At 54.2% G+C, this 19,031-nt stretch carries 18 protein-coding genes; 8 read left to right on the top strand and 10 right to left on the bottom strand.

The window, feature by feature from the left end:
• Positions 1-19: 19 nt before the first annotated feature.
• Positions 20-1,480 carry an MDR family MFS transporter gene (locus WFP70_RS03405; protein ID WP_166936665.1) on the bottom strand — a complete coding sequence of 487 codons (1,461 nt, stop codon included), beginning with the start codon at positions 1,478-1,480 and terminating at the stop codon, positions 20-22.
• Between the two features lie 384 nt (positions 1,481-1,864).
• Here WFP70_RS03405 and osmY point away from each other — a divergent pair, with 384 nt between their 5' ends.
• Genes osmY through osmV form a run of 4 tightly spaced genes read left to right on the top strand, consistent with a single transcriptional unit; the run spans position 1,865 to position 5,317 of the window.
• Positions 1,865-2,581, top strand: coding sequence for an osmoprotectant ABC transporter permease OsmY (gene osmY, locus WFP70_RS03400; protein WP_034823434.1), 717 nt, complete (start codon positions 1,865-1,867; stop codon positions 2,579-2,581).
• Between the two features lie 16 nt (positions 2,582-2,597).
• Positions 2,598-3,524 carry a glycine betaine ABC transporter substrate-binding protein gene (locus tag WFP70_RS03395; RefSeq protein WP_337022598.1) on the top strand — a complete coding sequence of 309 codons (927 nt, stop codon included), beginning with the start codon at positions 2,598-2,600 and terminating at the stop codon, positions 3,522-3,524.
• A gap of 9 nt (positions 3,525-3,533) precedes the next feature.
• Positions 3,534-4,181, top strand: coding sequence for an osmoprotectant ABC transporter permease OsmW (osmW, locus tag WFP70_RS03390; protein ID WP_034823432.1), 648 nt, complete (start codon positions 3,534-3,536; stop codon positions 4,179-4,181).
• A complete protein-coding gene (gene osmV / locus WFP70_RS03385; RefSeq protein ID WP_337022597.1) occupies positions 4,181-5,317 on the top strand; it encodes an osmoprotectant ABC transporter ATP-binding protein OsmV in 1,137 nt (378 codons plus the stop codon). The genes osmW and osmV overlap by 1 nt, the downstream gene beginning before the upstream one ends.
• Positions 5,318-5,822: 505 nt before the next feature.
• Here osmV and WFP70_RS03380 read toward each other — a convergent pair.
• The 4 genes from WFP70_RS03380 to WFP70_RS03365 form a co-directional block, all read right to left on the bottom strand.
• Positions 5,823-7,193 (bottom strand): nucleobase:cation symporter-2 family protein, encoded by a 1,371-nt coding sequence (locus WFP70_RS03380; RefSeq protein ID WP_337022596.1) that lies wholly within the window; start codon positions 7,191-7,193, stop codon positions 5,823-5,825.
• Positions 7,194-7,372: 179 nt separating this feature from the next.
• Positions 7,373-8,074 carry a dethiobiotin synthase gene (gene bioD / locus WFP70_RS03375; RefSeq protein ID WP_337022595.1) on the bottom strand — a complete coding sequence of 234 codons (702 nt, stop codon included), beginning with the start codon at positions 8,072-8,074 and terminating at the stop codon, positions 7,373-7,375.
• A 105-nt stretch (positions 8,075-8,179) separates the two neighbouring features.
• Entirely contained in the window at positions 8,180-9,397 is a 1,218-nt protein-coding gene (gene mlc / locus WFP70_RS03370; RefSeq protein WP_058960488.1) for a sugar metabolism global transcriptional regulator Mlc, read from the bottom strand.
• Positions 9,398-9,532: 135 nt separating this feature from the next.
• On the bottom strand, positions 9,533-10,429 hold the full coding sequence (locus tag WFP70_RS03365) for a LysR family transcriptional regulator (protein ID WP_337022594.1): 897 nt from the start codon (positions 10,427-10,429) through the stop codon (positions 9,533-9,535).
• Between the two features lie 94 nt (positions 10,430-10,523).
• Here WFP70_RS03365 and WFP70_RS03360 point away from each other — a divergent pair, with 94 nt between their 5' ends.
• The 3 genes from WFP70_RS03360 to WFP70_RS03350 all read left to right on the top strand — a co-directional run bounded on the left by WFP70_RS03360 (position 10,524) and on the right by WFP70_RS03350 (position 13,732).
• Positions 10,524-11,780 (top strand): MFS transporter, encoded by a 1,257-nt coding sequence (locus WFP70_RS03360; protein WP_337022593.1) that lies wholly within the window; start codon positions 10,524-10,526, stop codon positions 11,778-11,780.
• Between the two features lie 167 nt (positions 11,781-11,947).
• On the top strand, positions 11,948-12,205 hold the full coding sequence (locus WFP70_RS03355; protein ID WP_034831174.1) for a hypothetical protein: 258 nt from the start codon (positions 11,948-11,950) through the stop codon (positions 12,203-12,205).
• Between the two features lie 342 nt (positions 12,206-12,547).
• A complete protein-coding gene (locus tag WFP70_RS03350) occupies positions 12,548-13,732 on the top strand; it encodes a sugar transporter (RefSeq protein WP_337022592.1) in 1,185 nt (394 codons plus the stop codon).
• Between the two features lie 62 nt (positions 13,733-13,794).
• Here the strand turns inward: WFP70_RS03350 and bhsA are convergent, their stop codons facing one another.
• A complete protein-coding gene (gene bhsA / locus WFP70_RS03345; RefSeq protein WP_034831180.1) occupies positions 13,795-14,052 on the bottom strand; it encodes a multiple stress resistance protein BhsA in 258 nt (85 codons plus the stop codon).
• A gap of 294 nt (positions 14,053-14,346) precedes the next feature.
• Between bhsA and WFP70_RS03340 the strand changes: the two genes are divergently transcribed.
• Positions 14,347-15,000: a TetR/AcrR family transcriptional regulator gene (locus tag WFP70_RS03340; protein WP_313375533.1), complete on the top strand. Its 654-nt coding sequence runs from the start codon at positions 14,347-14,349 to the stop codon at positions 14,998-15,000.
• An 86-nt stretch (positions 15,001-15,086) separates the two neighbouring features.
• Here WFP70_RS03340 and rhaM read toward each other — a convergent pair whose 3' ends face one another.
• From rhaM to rhaB, 4 genes are read right to left on the bottom strand one after another with little or no spacing between them, the layout of a single operon-like run.
• Complete coding sequence (rhaM, locus tag WFP70_RS03335; protein WP_337022591.1) at positions 15,087-15,401, bottom strand: L-rhamnose mutarotase; 315 nt, start codon at positions 15,399-15,401, stop codon at positions 15,087-15,089.
• Entirely contained in the window at positions 15,391-16,233 is an 843-nt protein-coding gene (rhaD, locus tag WFP70_RS03330; RefSeq protein ID WP_182059062.1) for a rhamnulose-1-phosphate aldolase, read from the bottom strand. The genes rhaM and rhaD overlap by 11 nt, the downstream gene beginning before the upstream one ends.
• A 10-nt stretch (positions 16,234-16,243) precedes the next feature.
• On the bottom strand, positions 16,244-17,500 hold the full coding sequence (locus tag WFP70_RS03325; RefSeq protein ID WP_097117084.1) for an L-rhamnose isomerase: 1,257 nt from the start codon (positions 17,498-17,500) through the stop codon (positions 16,244-16,246).
• Positions 17,484-18,965, bottom strand: a complete 1,482-nt coding sequence (gene rhaB / locus WFP70_RS03320; protein WP_337022590.1) for a rhamnulokinase — start codon at positions 18,963-18,965, stop codon at positions 17,484-17,486. The genes WFP70_RS03325 and rhaB overlap by 17 nt, the downstream gene beginning before the upstream one ends.
• Positions 18,966-19,031 lie beyond the last annotated feature (66 nt).

The raw sequence follows: 19,031 nt of genomic DNA, 5'->3' as shown, positions 1-19,031 counted from the left end.
GGCTGATGGCCGCCCTTTTCTATTCTGCCTCTGGCCGCTGACGCGGCATCAACCACGCAATCCACAACGTTAGCATCGCAATCACTAACGCCACCACAAACACCCAATGCAGCGAAGCAGCGATCTGTCCGGTCCACTGATGCAACGTCGCTTCGGACAGTGACTGACGGCTTTCATGTGACATGATTTGCTGCATCGGATCACTGGCCTGTGGCAGACGCTGCGCAAGATTGAAGTTCAGTACCGCGCCCATCAGCGCAGTACCAATCGCTGAACCCAGCATGCGGCTAAACATAATTGACGCGGTGCAAATGCCACGAATGTCGTAGTGCGCATGGTTTTGCACCGACACCAGGAAGGTGGTGCTGGTCATGCCCATGCCGGTGCCGATGACAAAAGCAGTCAGCCCCGCTTGCATGATTGAACTGTCGGTACGCAATAGCAGCAGTAGCGCGCTACCCGCAATCAATAACAAGGCTCCCAGCTGCGCGGTAAAGCGATAGGACGTGACTAACATCAATCGACCACTCAGCGTGCTGGCTAACGGCCAACCAATCGACATCATCGCCAACGCACTCCCCGCCTGCAGCGGTGTACCGCCAGTAATACCCTGAATCCAGGTTGGCAGAAACGCGCTGATGCCCATCATGGTGGCACCAATGATCAGATTACCGGCATTGCCTGCCAGAATTAGACGGCTGCGCCAGATGGCGAGAGGAAACAGCGGTGCTTCAGCACGCTGTTCATGCTGTTTTAATTGCCAGCCCGCCAGCAGTGCCAATAACAGGAATGCCAGTAACCAGTAACCAAGGGCATCCGCCTGCAACAGCGCCACTAACAGTGCCGTAACGCAAATCATCAGCCAGCAGCTGCCGGTAAGATTCAGTGTTGCCCCTTTGTGATGCTCACGCGCCGGTAAGAAACGCGCTAACAGCAGCATGGAAAACAGACCGATCGGCACGTTCACCCAGAAAATCACCGACCAGTTAAAGTGCTGAACCAGCCAGGCACCACTCAGTGGCCCAATAATAGCCGCGACACCCCAGACGCTGGAGAGCCAGCCTTGCACGTGGGCACGTTCGCGCGGGGAGTAGATGTCGGCCACAATGGTGCTGGTGAGCGGCATAATCGCGCCTGCACCCAGTCCCTGAAACGCGCGAAACAGAATTAACCACGTCATGGTATGCGCAAAACCGCACAATACCGAACCGATCAGGAACAGCGAGACGCCAATGAAAAAGAGTCGTTTACGCCCCCACATATCAGCAAGCCGACCATACAGTGGCACGCTCACCGCCTGAGTCAGCAAATAGATAGAGAAGACCCAGCCAAACTGCGAGAAACCGCCGAGTTCAGCAATAATGGTCGGCATCGCGGTCGCCACAATGGTGACTTCAATCGCGGCCATAAACATGGCGAGCATGCAGGCGATAAGGATCCAGTGGCGATGTTCCGTGTTCAATTCTGCAGTTTCAGTCATACGTCTCCCTTTTTTCTCTCAAGGCTAGCTGATTTTCCATCAGACGAGTTTCCTCTGCGTGCGCCCTTTGTGTGACAACGTCACACAATTCGATGAATTTTTTTTATTGTCAGATGATGCCTTATTTCATGCGGGTTAAGAAGGTTTTAACCGCCCTTCTATCTGTCTGATTTTGCCGTGAAAACTGGCGCAATACGCTAAGCATTGCTATAGCTTTTAACAGCACTTTCCAGTTATTCACTGGAAAAGCACTATCTAACAGTCATTTTATCTGCAATTTATTAGCGTGAAGGATTTTCGTATGTGGTTTGTTCTCCACTACGTCCTCAACCGTGAAATGACATAACAAGATCGAACAATTTGTCGAATCAGGGAGACTCTCGCATGCAAAATGCATCGCTCGTTAGTAGAGCCGGGCTGGCACTACTGGCCATCGTCGCGGTGATTGCCCTGCTGGTTTGGGGAATCGGGTTGAATACGCTGCGCGACCGGCAAGAGGACTTAATTTATCTGGGTCAGCAGCATCTGTTTTTAGTGTTTTGGTCAATGTTTTTCGCCCTGCTGATTGGCATTCCGAGCGGGGTTTTGCTCAGCCGCCCGTTTGCTCGTCGCTGGGCTGAATATGTGATGCAGATCTTTAACGTCGGGAATACCTTGCCGCCGCTGGCTGTTCTCGCACTGGCCATGGTCATTGTCGGCATTGGCGATCGCCCTGCGTTAATCGCCCTGTTCCTCGCCTCATTGCTACCTATCGTGCGTAATACCTATTCCGGATTAAGCGCGGTGCCGCCGTCACTGATTGAAGCCGCCAACGGCATCGGCATGACCAAATTCCAGCGGTTACGTCAGGTAGAAATTCCCAATGCCTTGCCAGTGATTCTGGCGGGTGTGCGCATTGCGACCGCCATCAATGTCGGTACGGCACCGCTGGCCTTCCTGATTGGTGCCAGCAGTTTTGGCGAACTGATTTTCCCCGGCATTTACCTCAATGACTTCCCTACGCTGATCCTCGGCGCCGTGGCCACCGCCCTGTTTGCGCTGATCCTCGATCTGCTGCTGGCAGCATTGGGTCGTTTCCTCAGCCCGCACTCTGCGGCTTAACACAAGGAGCTAAGTGATGGGTAAAACGCATAACTTAACGCGCTGGGTGAAACACACCGCGCTGGCACTGGCCGCCACACTGGCCATCAGCCAAACCGCCGCTGCGGCCACGCCGATTGTGATGGCAACCAAGAGCTTTACCGAACAGCATATTTTGTCTGCCATGACCGTGCTCTGGCTGCAAAAGAAAGGTTTTCAGGTGGTCCCTAAAACCAATATCGCCACCACGATTGGTCGTAATGCGATGATCAACAAGCAAATCGATATGACCTGGGAGTACACCGGTACCTCGCTGATCATCTTCAACCACATCAACAAACCGATGTCATCTGAAGAGGCTTATAAAACCGTTAAACAGCTCGATGCCAAACTGGGCCTGGTGTGGCTCGATCCCGCGCCAATGAACAACACTTATGCATTTGCCATGCAGCGTGCACGCGCCGATAAAGAAGGCATCAGCACCATGTCACAGCTGGTTGCCAAACTGGAACAGGTGCGCAAAACCGACCCCGACCACAACTGGAAACTCGGGCTCGACTTAGAGTTCTCCGGCCGTTCCGATGGCCTGAAGCCGTTGCAGAAAGCCTACGACATGCCGCTGGATCGCCCGCAGATTCGCCAGATGGATCCGGGATTGGTGTACAACGCGGTACGTGATGGTTTTGTCGATGCGGGCTTGATTTATACCACCGATGGCCGAGTAAAAGGTTTTGAACTCAAGGTCTTGGAAGATGATAAACACTTCTTCCCGAGTTACAACGTCACGCCAGTCGTACGTCAGGATGTGTTGAAAAGCCATCCGGGACTGGATGCGGCCCTCAATCAACTCTCACCGCTGATCACCGACGAAGCGATCACTGAGATGAACAAACGTGTTGATATCGATCATCAGTCACCGCAGCAGGTGGCGCGTGATTTCCTGCAATCGAAAAACATGCTGTAAGGAGGCGTCATGGAGACTTTGCATTACATCATGAGTAACTGGCACACCCTGATGGCCTTAACCTGGCAGCATACCTGGCTGGTGCTGGTTGCAGTGGGATTCGCCATCATTGTTGGCGTGCCATTGGGCATTTTGATTGTGCGCTTCAAATGGCTGGCGACGCCGGTGCTCGGTATCGCCACCATCGTACTGACCATTCCGACCATCGCGCTGTTTGGTCTGATGATTCCGCTGTTTTCCATGATCGGTCAGGGTATTGGTGCATTGCCTGCCATCTGCGCGGTGTTCCTTTACTCCCTGCTGCCGATTGTGCGTAACACCCATACCGCACTGGAAAACCTGTCGCCAGGGCTGCGTGAAGCCGGTCGCGGCATAGGCATGACTTTTTGGCAGCGCCTGCGCTGGGTGGAGATTCCGATGGCGCTGCCGGTGATCTTCGGCGGTATCCGCACTGCGGTGGTCATGAACGTTGGCGTGATGGCGATTGCCGCAGTCATCGGCGCAGGTGGATTGGGTTTACAGCTGCTGGATGGTATCAGCGGCAGTGATGTGCGCATGCTGATTGCCGGTGCACTAATGATTTGTTTATTAGCGATTGTGCTTGATTGGCTACTGCACCGTTTGCAGTCGGCGCTGACTCCTAAGGGGATTCGATAATGATAAAACTGGAAAACCTGACGAAAACCTTTACACAAAAAAACGGCACCGCCTTTAACGCCGTAGATAACGTCAGCCTGGAAGTCCCTGCCGGAGAGATGTGCGTGCTGCTCGGCCCTTCCGGCTGTGGCAAAACCACCACGCTGAAAATGATCAACCGTCTGATCCCAGCCAGCAGCGGAAAAATTTTGATCAACGGTGAAGACACCAGCGGACAAGATACCGTGACGCTGCGCCGCAATATTGGCTACGTGATTCAGCAGATTGGTCTATTCCCCAACATGACCATCGAAGAAAACATTACCGTAGTACCGCGCATGCTAGGCTGGGATAAGAAGCGCTGCCGCGAACGTGCTACCGAGTTGATGAGCATGGTGGCGCTCGATCCCAGCAAATTCCTGCATCGCTATCCACGAGAAATGTCCGGTGGTCAGCAGCAGCGTATCGGCGTGATCCGCGCGCTGGCGGCTGATCCACCGGTGCTGCTGATGGACGAACCTTTTGGTGCTGTCGACCCAATCAACCGTGAAGTGATTCAGAATGAGTTTCTCGAAATGCAGCGCCAGTTGAAGAAAACCGTAATGCTGGTAAGCCATGACATCGATGAAGCACTCAAACTGGGTGACCGCATCGCGGTGTTTGGACAGGGCAAAATCGTACAGTGCGCCAGCCCCGACGAGCTGTTGGCAAAACCGGCCAATGATTTTGTCGGCTCTTTTGTTGGACAGGACCGCACGCTGAAACGCCTGCTGCTGGTGCAGGCGGGCGACGTCACCGATCAACAGCCAACTATCACCGTGCAGCGCAGCACGCCATTGCAGGAAGCGTTCGCCACCATGGATGACAACGATATGCGATCGGTCACCGTGGTAGATAGTGATGGCAAGCCGCTGGGATTTGTGAAACGTCGCGAAGCACGTAATGCCGCCGGACGCTGCGAGGAGATGCTGCACACCTTCAAAGTGACCGGTAAGGCCGAAGAAAATCTGCGCGTGGTGCTATCCAAGCTGTATGAACACAACACCGTCTGGATGCCGATCGTGGACGAGGAAGGACGCTACAGCGGTGAGATTTCGCAAGACTATATCGCGGATTATCTCAGCTCAGGACGTACGCGCCGCAGACTGAATCCTTAACAAGACGCACGGCAGCCTAAATCCAGACAAACCACACGACAGCTGAAACGTTGGAAGAGGCGGCAGAGGAGTAAAGCGTCCTGCGCCAGGGATGGCGCGGGCCGAGCCCCAGTGATGGTTAATGGCGTCTTTACGATCTGCCGCCTCTTCCGACGTACGCACCGACTCACAACCAGTGGTGTAGATCCCCACCTATCCCAGCGCACGCACAATTTCAAAGTCAAACCGCACATTGGCCGAATCTCATGGCAAATCGCACAGCAGCCCGAATCCAGACAAACCGCACAACAGCTAAAACGTTGGAAGAGGCGGCAGAGGAGTAAAGCGTCCTGCGCCAGGGATGGCGCGGGCCGAGCCCCAGGGATGGTTTACGGCGTCTTTACGATCTGCCGCCTCTTCCGACGTATGCACGGGCTCACAGACAACGGTTTAGATCCCCACCTCTTCCAACGTACGTACCGACTCACAGCCAGTGGTTTAGATCCCCAACTCTCCTCACGCAAAATCAGTGATTTTCCTCTACCGCACCGATAATTCGCTCATCACCCCGCTCCGATGGCAGCACGATATTCAACAGCATCGCCAGAATGCCGCCCGTGGTCACCGCATGACCAAACAAATTACTCACTAATGGTGGCAACTGCTTCAACACCTCGGGAACCGCTTCCACACCCAAGCCAATGCCAAATGACACCGCGACGATCAACATCTCACGGCGTCCCAACGGGGATTGCGTCATCACCCGAATGCCTGCCGCCACCACACTGCCAAACATCACCAGTGTGGCGCCGCCAAGTACCGGCGCAGGGATTTGCTGCAGCACATTGCCGATCACCGGAAACACCCCTAACAGCAACAGCATCACACCAATCACCATGCCAACATAACGGCTGGCCACGCCGGTCATCTGAATCACACCGTTATTCTGCGCAAAGGTAGTATTAGGGAATGCCGAAAACATCGCGGCAAACAAGCAGCTAATCCCATCAGCCAGAATGCCGCCCTGCAAACGACGCTGGAACCCCTCGCCCTCAATCGGTTGCTGTGAGATCAGGCAATTCGCCGTCAAATCCCCTACCGCCTCAATCACGCAAATCACCGACACCAGCGCAATCGGCACGAAAATGCTCCAGCTAAAATCGAAACCAAAGCGGAAAAATGAAGGCAAAACCAACCAGTGGCTGGAGGCCATCGGTTTAATGGGCAGATGGCCGGTCAGTGCCGCAGCCAGACAACCCACGGCGATACCTGCCACCACCGCAACAAGGCGCATCCAGCGATTTTGGGAACGGTTGAGCACAATGATCACCAGCAGCGTCAGCGCGCCCAGCGCCAGATTCCCCGGAGCGCCAAAGTCAGCGGCGTTATGACCGCCTGCCCAATCGGTGATGCTGACTTTAATCAGGCTGATACCGATCAAGGTAATCACCGTGCCGGTCACCACGGGCGTCAGCACTTTCCGCAGCGGCACCACACAGCGGCTGATTAGCATCGGGATAAACGCGGCCACAAAGTTACAGCCCATGATCATCGCCATGACTGCTTCCGGTGAACCGCCCTGCGCTTTCACCATCAAACCGCCAGATAAGATGACGCCGAGAAAAGCAAAGCTGGTGCCTTGCAGGCAAATCATGCCCGCCCCAATCCCCATAAAGCGACGCGCCTGCAGAAATGTCCCTAAACCGGAAACCAGCAAAGACATGCTGATCAGATACGGAATGTAAGTCTGCAATCCGAGGATTGAGCCAATAATCAGTGGCGGCGTAATGATCCCTACCACGCTGGCAAGGACGTGCTGCAACGCAGCGAAAAAGGCGGGAACAGGACCAATACGGGCATCAAGCCCATACAATAAACCTTTAGGGGAGTGCGACATGTGTGTGCTCCGGCAGAATATTCATCAGCATGGCTGATGCATGATTCACGCCATTGGCGCTCACATTGAGGAAAAAATTTATAACCGCATGATTATAAGCTGATTTAAGCAGAGCGATCTCGGATGCTGAACCCGAAACCTTAGATTCAGCCACCGATTATTTGCATCACTTCGTTTCATCATGCCGCAGGCTGTGCACTATCAACGTGCATTAATGCCTCATCCAGCAGGGAAATGTCCAGATAACCACTCAGCTCACGCTGCTCGGCACGCGGCAGATAAGGCAACTCACCCAGCAGCGGTGCGCCTAGCTTTTCACGCAGAACATCAATGATTTCAGCGTAATGTGCTAATCCCGGATTAATACGGTTGGCGACCCAACCTGCTAAAGGCAGCCCATCACCCACGATGGCATTAGCAGTCAGTAAAGCATGGCTAATGCAACCTTCCTTAATGCCCACCACCATGACGACCGGCAGTTGTTCCTGTTGAACCCAACTGGACAACGGCTGCAGATCATTCATCAGACTGCGCCAGCCGCCAGTTCCCTCCACCACCACCCGCGCGGCGCGGCTTTGTAACTGCTCAAGGCTGCGGCTCAGCAACGAATAATCCATTCGCACGGATGCGCTGGTGCTGATTTCATCTTCTTCCAGGGTGATGGGATTCACCGCCTGGTAAGGCAGTTCAAGACCCGATGCCTGCTGCAGCAGCAAAGCATCTTTATTACGCAATCCGTCTGGCGTGTGCTGTGCACTTTTAGCAACAGGTTTGTAGCCTGCTGCACAGAGACCCGCTTTGGCGAAACACTGCAGCAGCGCGCGTGACACGACGGTTTTACCCACCGCGGTGTCGGTACCGGTGACAAAGATTGTTTTCACCTTATTCCTCCTTCGTTGAAGCGATGTGTAACCTGCGAAGAAGGCAGTTTAAGGAAATGTCTCGGATGGCAGATTGCGTTAGCGCAAACTTAAGGCGAGCAGTGATTAGCCTTGCAACAGTTTTACCAGCAAATGGCCGCTATAAAGTGAGTCTTTGATCAGCGCGGCGGCACCAAAAGTGCCAGGATCGCTAAAGCTGGTAGGGGCAAGTTGGATCTCATGACTGTATGCGGGTAACGCCTGCTGACGAATGGTGCTGCTAACGGCAGGAAACAGCACCTCAGCGGCTTGATTAAGCGGAGAACCAATCAGGATTTGTTGGGGATTGAAGATATTCACCATCATTGCCAACATGCGACCAATGTGGTGGCCGACACCGGCAATCACATCACGCGCCAGTCGATCGCCCTGCTGCGCGGCTGCGCATAAACTGGCGATGGTTAGCGGTTCCCGATGCAGCAAACTGTCGGGTTGCGAAGATAAACGCTGGGCCGCCAGCTGCAATAAACTGCCTGTGCTGGCCACAGTTTCCAGACAGCCATGATTACCGCAATAACACTGCTGGCCGTAAGGATCGATCTGCGTATGCCCAATTTCTACCAGCGCACGACCTCGTTTGTGCAAAAGCTGGCCCCCGCTGATCACACCCGCACCAACCGTTTCATCAATCACTATTTGAATCACATCCTGCGCACCGCGCGAAGCACCGAACAGCGCTTCGGCCAGCGTCCAGGCGGAGATGTCATGTTGCACAAATACCGGTAACCCCGTAAGCGAGGAAAGTGTTTCACCTAACGGCATTTCCTGCACGTCATAGCCCGGCATGCGATGCACCACACCCGATGCCGCGTTAATTAAACCGGGTAAGGTGATGGCAATCGCGGTAAGACGCTCAAGTTTGTTCTGATGGCGGACGAAGAAGTCATTAACCATTTGCTGCAGCGTTTGCAGCAGCGGCTGGTCAGCGCTGGCAGGCAGTGGCAGTCGATCTTCCTGCAAAGCACGGCTGCTCAGATCGCGCAGCGTTAACGTGATCTGTCCGGGTTGAATACGGATGGCAAGATAGTGCCAGGCGAGGGTATCAAGAATCAAACCAATGGCCGGACGGCCACGGCTGCCTGGATCCTGGAACTCGGTTTCCTGCACCAGATGCGCATCCAGCATTTCACGCACAATTTTGGTGATGCTGGCGGGTGCCAGCTGGGCACGTTTAGAAAGCTCAATACGCGAAATCGGGCCGTAAAGGTCAATCAGTCGGTAAACCACGCCTGCGTTGGTCTGTTTTATTTGGTCAATGTGGCCAGGCTGACTGTCCAGATTCACGCCCTGCTCCCGGATATTTTCGCGCTTCTAAATAAACAGCAGCTATGGTGATGCAGATTGGCAGGCAGCGTCAAATATTTGATTAGAAATGTGATTTATCGCACATAAAGATCGGGCCATTACTCACCAGACGATTCAAATTTCGGCATTCCGCATCATCAACTGCATCATATTGCGCATTTGCGCAGTGGGTTGCCGCGTGGCTGACCAGACCAGCCAGACTTCAGAAATGGCATCGTGCTCCTGCAAAGGAATCCACACCACATCCGCCAGTCGCGCACGCCGAAAAGAGGCTGGCAAAATGGACACACCCAACCCGGTGGCGACCAGGCCGAGAATCGTCATCGCTTCGCCCACTTCCTGGGTAATAAAGGGTTTGATTTGATAACGGTGCAGCAGCGCCAGTGTTTCTCCGTACAGCGCGGTACCCCCCTGTGGATCAAAAAACACAAAGGGCTCGTTGGCCAGTGCCTGAATAGAGATCGATTCGGCATCCGCTAGCGGATGTGCCCAATGCACCAGCGCACACAACGGTTCACGCAGCAGCACCCGATGCTGTAAATCGCTCGGCAGCGGCGTGTTGCGCATCACGCCCAAATCCAGCCGACCCTCATGCAACGGTGCCAGCTGCTGGCGCGTGTTATTTTCCTGCATTGAAATGTGCACTTCCGGCCAACGCTGACGAAATTGATAAAGCGCGTCCGAGACCAGACCGGTGAAGGGTGCGGAAGAGGTGAAACCAATACGCAGCTCGCCTTCCTGTCCACTGTGCACACGCGCTGCCCTACTGGCGGCTTGTTCAACCTGCAGCAGAATGACGCGCGCATCCTGTAAAAACAACTGACCGGCAGGTGTGATCTGCACGCTGCGATTAGTGCGGGTAAACAGCTGTGCGCCAATCTCCTGCTCCAGCTGCTGAATCTGTTGGCTGAGCGGCGGTTGGGAGATATTTAGCCGCTGTGCCGCGCGGCCAAAGTGCAGCTCTTCCGCAACGGCGATGAAATACCGTAGATGGCGCAACTCAATATTCATACTTTAAACGTCTCATTTGAGATTATTAATATATTGTACAACCTATTCCCATTTTCCTACAGTAATCAGACCGTTTCTCATCTAAGGATATTCCGTGAGTCGCTCTTCCCAGGCAGTGACAATCCGTGAAGACGAGTTGTCCGTTAAGCCTGCTTCAACCGTAGCCTCCTCCGAATGGATTGAACGTGGATCGCCGCAGTTTATGCGCGTCACGCTGGCATTATTCTCCGCTGGATTGGCCACCTTCGCGCTGCTGTATTGTGTGCAGCCAATTTTGCCCGTGCTGTCACAGCAGTTTGGCGTCTCTCCCGCTGAGAGCAGTATTTCATTGTCACTCTCAACGGGTTTGATGGCGCTGGGCTTGCTGGTGACCGGCCCGCTATCCGATGCCATCGGGCGTAAGTCGGTGATGGTCACTGCCTTAATGCTCGCCGCCATATGCACGTTGATTTCGGCCACCATGACCAGTTGGCAAGGCATTTTGATGATGCGTGCACTGATTGGGTTGTCTCTCAGCGGTGTGGCAGCGGTCGGGATGACTTATTTAAGTGAAGAGATTCATCCCCGCGTTATTGCCTTCTCGATGGGGCTGTACATCAGCGGAAATTCTATTGGCGGCATGAGCGGACGCTTGCTCACCGGGGTGCTGACCGATTTCTTCTCATGGCGTGTAGCCATTGGGGTGATCGGTTGCTTCTCGCTAGCAGGCGCACTGATGTTCTGGAAGATTCTGCCGGCATCACGTCATTTCCGTCCCGCTTCGTTGCGACCGCGCAGTTTATTTATCAATTTCCGCCTGCACTGGCGCGACAAGGGTTTGCCGTTCCTGTTTGCAGAAGGTTTCCTGCTGATGGGCGCGTTTGTGACGCTGTTTAATTACATTGGCTACCGTTTGTTGAGCGCACCCTGGTCGCTAAGCCAGGCGGTGGTGGGTCTGCTGTCGGTGGTTTATCTGACCGGCTCGTGGAGTTCTCCTAAAGCAGGCGCGATGACCAGCCGCTTTGGCCGTGGTCCGGTAATGATTGGCGCCACCGCCATTATGCTGGCTGGGTTGTTGCTCACCGCCTTTGATTCACTCTGGCTGATACTGCCCGGTATGATGCTATTTACGGCGGGCTTTTTTGCCGCGCACTCCGTTGCCAGCGGTTGGATTGGTCCACGCGCACGCCGCGCCAAAGGCCAGGCATCGTCACTTTATTTATTCAGCTACTACGTGGGTTCCAGCGTGGCGGGCACGTTAGGCGGTGTGTTCTGGCACATCTATGGCTGGACGGGCGTGACGCTGTTCATCAGTGTGTTGCTGTTGCTGGCCTTGTTCGTCGGCTGGCGTTTACAGTGCCGAAAACTGTAATACCTTTCATCTAAACGACGGGGCCGCTGCGCCCCGCTTCTCGCTTAAGCCGTCAGAATCGCGCTTTCAAATAGTCCCACTTAAAACAAAACGACAATTCGTCGCTATAATCCATTTTATTCCAACAATAGTTAGATTTTCTTTTTTCACAGCAATGAGGACGTTAGATGCAACTCTATTATTACGTCGATAAGCATGCAGGCTATAACGACAACCATGTGGTACATGCAACAGGCTGCCCGTTCCTCCCTTCCGATGGTGCACGGCGCTTTCTCGGCACTTTCTACACCGCCACGGCCGCCATTCAACAAGCCCGTAAATTCTATTCCAATGCGATGGGATGCGAGCATTGTTGCCCGGTGGCGGTAAAAAAAAGCCTGACCACTCAGCATAGCGTGGCGCTAAAACATATGGTGCAACTCTGATAATGCTGGTCTGACAATGGCGTAGCGCTTACAGGGTTATGTTAAGTACGGCTGTCACATCGTTCTAATACAGAAACAGCCGACTTGGTCATCACTGGATCGTAAAGCGTTACGCCCTGGTTGTTCTTACCCGCCATGCCTCCCTGAGACAAAAAGCAAGAATGGATAATAACCTCAGGCTATTACCACGACCTTTAGCGATAAAAAATAATCAGGAATAAAAACGGTACTCATGGTTTTCATCCGCTCACTAATGCTCCACAATAGCCCCAATTTGTGATGCAGGTCACTTAACCGGGCTCGTTTCGCCCCCTCACTCGCTGTCAGATCGATTTGAACCCCATGCAACCAACTACCGTCTCACGTAAAACAGCCTGGCTACGCGTTGTGCTGCTGGCGATTGCCGCCTTTGTCTTTAATACCACTGAATTTGTACCTGTTGGCCTGTTATCGGATATAGCGGCGAGCTACGCCATGAAGACCGCTGATGTCGGTATTATGCTGACCATTTATGCATGGGTCGTTGCGCTGTTATCCCTGCCGTTAATGCTACTGACGCGGAATATAGAACGCCGTCTGCTGCTGTCGGTGTTGTTCATTCTGTTTATCGCCAGCCATGTGCTTTCGTCCGTGGCATGGGATTTCACCTCGCTGGTGATTTCGCGCATCGGCATCGCACTGGCGCACGCGGTATTCTGGTCGATTACTGCTTCACTCGCGATTCGTGTTGCACCGGCTGGCAAAAAAACCCAGGCGTTGAGTATGCTGGCAACCGGTACGGCATTGGCGATGGTGTTGGGCGTGCCCATTGGCCGAATCGTTGGGCAATACCTCGGCTGGCGCACCACTTTCGGCATGATCGGCTTGTCAGCGTTGGTGCTGCTAATTTTGCTGGTGCGGATACTGCCACGTCTGCCGAGCGAGCACACTGGCTCACTGAGTAGCGTACCGATGCTGTTCCGCCGTCCGGCGCTGGTGGCAATGTATATTCTGGTGACGCTGGTGGTCACCGCGCACTACACCGCATACAGCTACATCGAACCCTTTATGCAGGTGGTCGCGAATGCGGATGAGAACTTCACGACCTTACTGCTGTTGCTGTTCGGTTCAGCCGGGATTATCGGCAGCGTGCTGTTCAGTACGCTGGGCAACAAATTCCCCTCAGCGATGTTACTCGCCGCGATTGGCATCATCACCTTGAGTATGGGGCTGTTGCTGTTTGCCGCCGTGCGCCCTGCAGCCATTTCGCTGCTGTGCATTTTCTGGGGCATGGCAATGATGATGATCGGCCTGGCGATGCAGGTTCGTGTGCTGTCACTGGCACCGGATGCCACCGATGTGGCGATGTCATTGTTCTCAGGTATTTATAACATCGGGATTGGTGCGGGTGCCCTGTTGGGTAACCAGGTCAGCCTGCATATTAAAATGTCGGATGTGGGTAACGTGGGGGGGTTAATTGGACTGGTTGCGTTGTTCTGGTGTATCGCCATCTTCCGTCGGTATCCGCAACTCCGCTCTAACGGATAATTCGCTTCACGACCAGGGGCACACATCGGTGCGCCCCTGCGCCATTCTTTGCGCTTTGGTGATTAGTTATAAATTACCGCTGTGCCATTTAGCTTGTTGTTGCCAGAGGTCGAAGTGATGCGGAACGACTTTGCTCCGGCAGCACTCGCCTTCTCCGATAGCTGATTTTCCAGTGAAGTCAGGTTAGTGCTACCTGATGCACTGACCACACCAATTTGCTGCTGGTTCAATGGTGCCTGATTCACTAATTCAGCAGCCATGCTACCAAACGCGATGGATGACAGTGCGACTGCGGCTAATACCATTTTAATGCTTTTCATGATCGTCTCTCTTATGCAGATGAAAGGGGTCGGCTGAATTAAGTTAACAACCGTTAATTAAATGCTAGCGCCGAAGCGGGCATCTCGTCAATCATTTTATTAACGGTCATTATTTTATTAAGAAGTGGCGTGATTATGGGCTTTAGCGCCCTTTTTCACTTATCGATTTGAGTGCTACGAGACGGGTAAAGCACAAACGGGCAAAGTGAATAAGAGGGAATGTCGGCTGCGCTTGCATATTTAGTTAGCGATCGGTAATTTAATTACATGTTCTTCATGCAGTGAGGTGTCCCTATGACGCAAATGACCGACACGCTTAATCGCAAAACGCGTGGTCGCCCCAAAGTGTTTGATCGCAACGATGCGCTGGATAAAGCGTTAATGTTGTTTTGGGCACACGGTTATGAAGGCACCTCGCTGTCAGATTTGGTGAACGCGACGGGGGCGAAAGCGCCGACGCTTTACGCGGAGTTTGAGAATAAGGAAGGCTTGTTCCGCGCAGCAATGCAGCGCTACATCGATACCTTCAGCGCGCAGCGTAATCAGGTGCTTAAGGATGAAACACTCGATGTCAAAGCCGCGATTGAGGCCTATTTTCGTGCTACTGCAGCCTGTTTTACCGAGTGCGATAAGCCCGCTGGCTGTTTCTTTATCTGCACCTCCAGTGCGCTCTCTTCAGGCTCAGACGAGATTGCACAGATGCTGGCTAAGCAACATCATGCGCAGGAAAACGCCTTGAAACAGTTTTTGGATGTTCGACAGCAGCGCGGTGAATTACCGCAGTGTGCCAACAGCGGTACGTTGGCCAGCTATCTGGCCTGCGTGTTGCAGGGGATGTCGGTGCGCGCCCGTGAAGGCGCAAGCCGTGACGATCTCGATGGAATAGTCGATACGCAGATGGCCATCTGGCCCGCTCTGGCAGGCTACTGCGCGTTGAACGCGTCATAGCCTGCTGACGATGTTTTATCACTTTGCAGTCAGGTGCGACCTCAAGGCCGCCCCTGACTTGCACCAAAGTGTAATGTTTGAAATCCTTAAGGCATAAAAAACATCGGTTTTAACACCTGGCTGATCGGGCTATTGTTCGCATTCGATGGCATCAAATCTTTCATCGATGCCCACCAACGCTGGCACACTTCCGTGTTCGCGACCGCCTCCCAACGTGCTTCCGACTCTATCTCAATGCTGGCGAATAACAAATTACGCTCCGCATCCAGCCAAATCGCATAGTTGTGCGCACCGTGAGTTTTCAACGTCTGCTCCAGCTCAGGCCAGATCGGTGAATGGCGACGCAGATATTCATCATGACAGTGCGCATGCACCTGCATCACAAAGGCTTTACGCAACATCACTGCGCTCCGCATCCAATGCCGCTTGCCACGGTTTGACGGCGAAGCGTTCTCCCAGTGCCACCAGCTGTTCGGTGGTGATGCTCTGGCGAATCCCACCCATCGACAAGGCTTTGACCACCACTTCTGAAGACTTCTCGGCCGTGTCGATCAGTCCAAAAGTTTCATCCAGATTCGGACCAGCACCGAAAATGCCGTGGAACGGCCACATCACCAGGCTGTGTGATGCCATGGCATCGGCAGTGGCTTGACCAATCTGATCGGTTCCCGGCACCATCCACGGCAGGATACCGACGCCATCCGGGAACACCACCAGACATTCGGTGCTGCCTTCCCATAGCAAGCGCGTGAAACGGGCGGAATCCAGATTCACTACATAACTCAACGCCATAAAATTGGTGGCATGGCAGTGCATAATCACGCGGTCAGCCCCATTGGAAACCTGCTTGCGCACGCTATGCGACTGGAAATGCGCCGCCAGTTCCGAGGTCGGCAACCCGCCGTTGCTCAGACCCCAGTGGATTTTGTACGACAGCCCTTTGTCGTCAACCTGTAACAGCGCCAGACAGTCAGCGGGATCAAGTTGAACGTTACGGAAGAATTTGCCAGAACCGGTGACCAGGAACCAGTCGTTGGCCAGCGCCGGCGCCGGTTGGGTTAACTCAATACAGCGCGGTTCGGCATAAAAATCAGCTGACCAGACCTGCGCTTCCTCCGGCAGCAAACGCAGGCTGACATTGCCACCATTGCGCTCATCCCAGCCTTTCAGCCACATATCACTGGTCGCCTTCACCATGTTCTGAACGAATGAAGAAGAGAGAATATTTTGCATGGTAGATCCCTTAACGTAGACGCAATGTTTGTTGTTCATAGTGACGCACTTCGCTCAGCCAGCTGGCATCGGCGGGCACATCATGTCGCAGACACCAGGCTTCCCAGACCGCCTGCCATGGCAGAGATTTCTGCTCTTCCAGCAGTGCCAGACGCGCGGTGTAGTCCCCTTCCTGCTCACATTTACGCAGCTGATCGCTGGGTTCCAGCAGTGCGCGCAGCAGCGCTTTTTTGGCGTTGCGGGTGCCAATCACCCAGGCGGCGATGCGGTTAATCGAGGCGTCAAAGAAGTCCAGGCCGATATGCACTTTGTCGAACAGTTTGTGGCGGGCAATCTCAGTGGCGATGGCCTGGGTTTCATCATCGAGCAGCACTACGTGATCGCTATCCCAGCGTACCGGGCGGCTGACGTGCAGCAGCAAACGCGGCACGTACAGCATGGCGGTGGAAATCTTGTCGGAAATCACTTCGGTTGGATGGAAATGTCCGGCGTCTAACGTCAGCGCCGTTTGACGGCTGGCGGCGTAGCCCAGGCAAAACTCGTTGGAGCCCACGGTGTAACTCTCCGCGCCGATACCGAACAGTTTGCTCTCTACCGCATCAATATGATGACGGGGGTCGAGCTTCTCACTGATCACCTCATCCAGCGCGCTGGCCAGACGCTCGCGCGGTGCCAGACGATCGATGGTGAGATCTTTCATGCCATCCGGCACCCAGATGTTCATCACCGATGGTGTCCCGAGCTGTTCACCAAAGTGCGCTGAAATACGGCGGCTGGCTTTGCAGTGGTCGATCCAGAACTGGCGAATTCCTTTATCGGCATGGGAAAGCGTAAAGCCGTCGGCGCTCAGCGGGTGCGAGAAGCAGCTGGGGTTAAAATCCAGTCCTAATTTGTTGGATTTCGCCCACTCTACCCAGCCGCTAAAGTGCTTCGGCTCAATGGCATCGCGTTCAACTGGCGAATCGCTTTCCAGATAAATGGCGTGGAGGTTGAGGCGTTTGGTGCCGGGGATCAGCGACATGGCTTTTTCTATGTCAGCACGCAGCTCATCCGCGTTGCGAGCGCGTCCCGGATAATTGCCGGTGGCCTGAATACCGCCCGTCAGTTCGCCATTCGGGTTTTCAAAGCCACGAACATCATCCCCCTGCCAGCAGTGCATCGACACCGGGATGCCATCCAGTTGGGTCATTACCTGGTCCACATCAATACCCAACGCCGCGTAGCGTTGTTTCGCCAGTTCAAAGGCTTGTTCAATCAGCTTTGTCATATGCAAGTTCCTTAGCAGGTTGGCTCAGTGCCGCAAAGCGTGCCTGGTGGGCAGCGAAGATGCTGGCGTTCTGAGGTGCAAACGTTTCTAACGGGAAATTTTTATCGATGCAGCGACGCAATTCGGCCACATCACGCAGTTCACCCAACGCCATCAGCTGGCAGCCGACATTACCCAGCGTTGAGGCTTCAATGGGGCCGGCCAGTACGGGCATTTCGCAGGCATCGGCACAGAGTTGGTTCAGTAATGGGTTCTGACTGCCGCCGCCGACCACATGTAACTGGCGAATCGCGGTTCCGCGCAGGTTGCCCAGTTCGCCTATCACCTGGCGATACAGCAGCGCCAGGCTGTCGAAAATGGTGCGTGCCAGCGCTGCAGGGCTTTGTGGAATCGGCATATGCTGCTCAGCGCAGGCATCCTGAATCTCCTGCACCATGCTGGCGGGATTAATAAAACGCGGATGATTAGGATTGATCAGGGCACGACAGGCGGATTCATTTTTTGCTTCGTCAATCAATGCGCAGAGATCTGAGATGTGCAATTCGCTGCATACGCGCTGTAATAGCCACAGTCCCATGATGTTCTTCAACACCCGATAGCCTTCCGCGCCACCTTCGTTGGTGATGTTGGCGTCGAGCGCCGTGCGGTTGACGCAGGGTTGCAGACTTTCTATGCCCATTAACGACCAGGTGCCAGAACTGAGATAAGCGGCATCTTCCTGCATCAGCGGCGTGGCCAGCACCGCGCTGGCGGTATCGTGCGTGGCCACGGCCACGACCGGAATTTTTTTACCGCTGGCATTGATCCAGTTGCCGACGGTGTTGCCCGGTGCAGTCGGTTTGCCGAACCAGTCGGCTTCGATCCCTGCCCACGACAGCAACTCGCTATCCCACTCGCCAGTTTCAATGTTCAGCATCTGCGTAGTGGTGGCGTTGGTGTACTCCCAGTTCATGTTGCCGGTCAGACGATAATGCAGATAATCCGGGATCATCAGTGCATGCTTGACCTGTGCCTGCCAGTCCGGCTGTTGCTGGTGCAGCGCACGCATCTGATACAGGGTATTGAAGGGCAGAAACTGGATACCTGTGCGCTGGTAAATGGCGGCTTTGCCCAGCTCATTGATCGCTTGCGCCATCAATCCATCGGTGCGCGAGTCACGATAACTGACCGTTTCGCCCACCCGATCGCCGTTGGCATCCAGCAGCACCAGATCCACGCCCCAGGTATCAATGCCGATGCTGTCCGGCACGATGCCCTCATCATCTAACTGCGCCAGCCCTGCGCGAATCGCCTGCTCCAGACTGTCGAGATCCCAGCAGTCATAACCGCTGCGACGAACACGCTGGTTGGCAAAACGGCTCACTTCACGCAGGGTGATGCGCTGGTTAGCAGAGGTCCATTGTGCGAGCATCACGCGCCCGCTGGATGCGCCTAAATCAATGGCAACAATGTTACGCATACTCATGGCGTTTCTTCCTGTGATGAGATGGTTTTAGCGTATGAATACTGGCGCTTTGCCACCTTCCCCTTA

It is taken from the genome of Pantoea sp. USMM079 (assembly GCF_037153115.1).
In the GTDB taxonomy this organism is placed as follows: Bacteria; Pseudomonadota; Gammaproteobacteria; order Enterobacterales; family Enterobacteriaceae; genus Pantoea; species Pantoea communis.
This window is presented reverse-complemented; position numbering and strand designations above follow the sequence as displayed.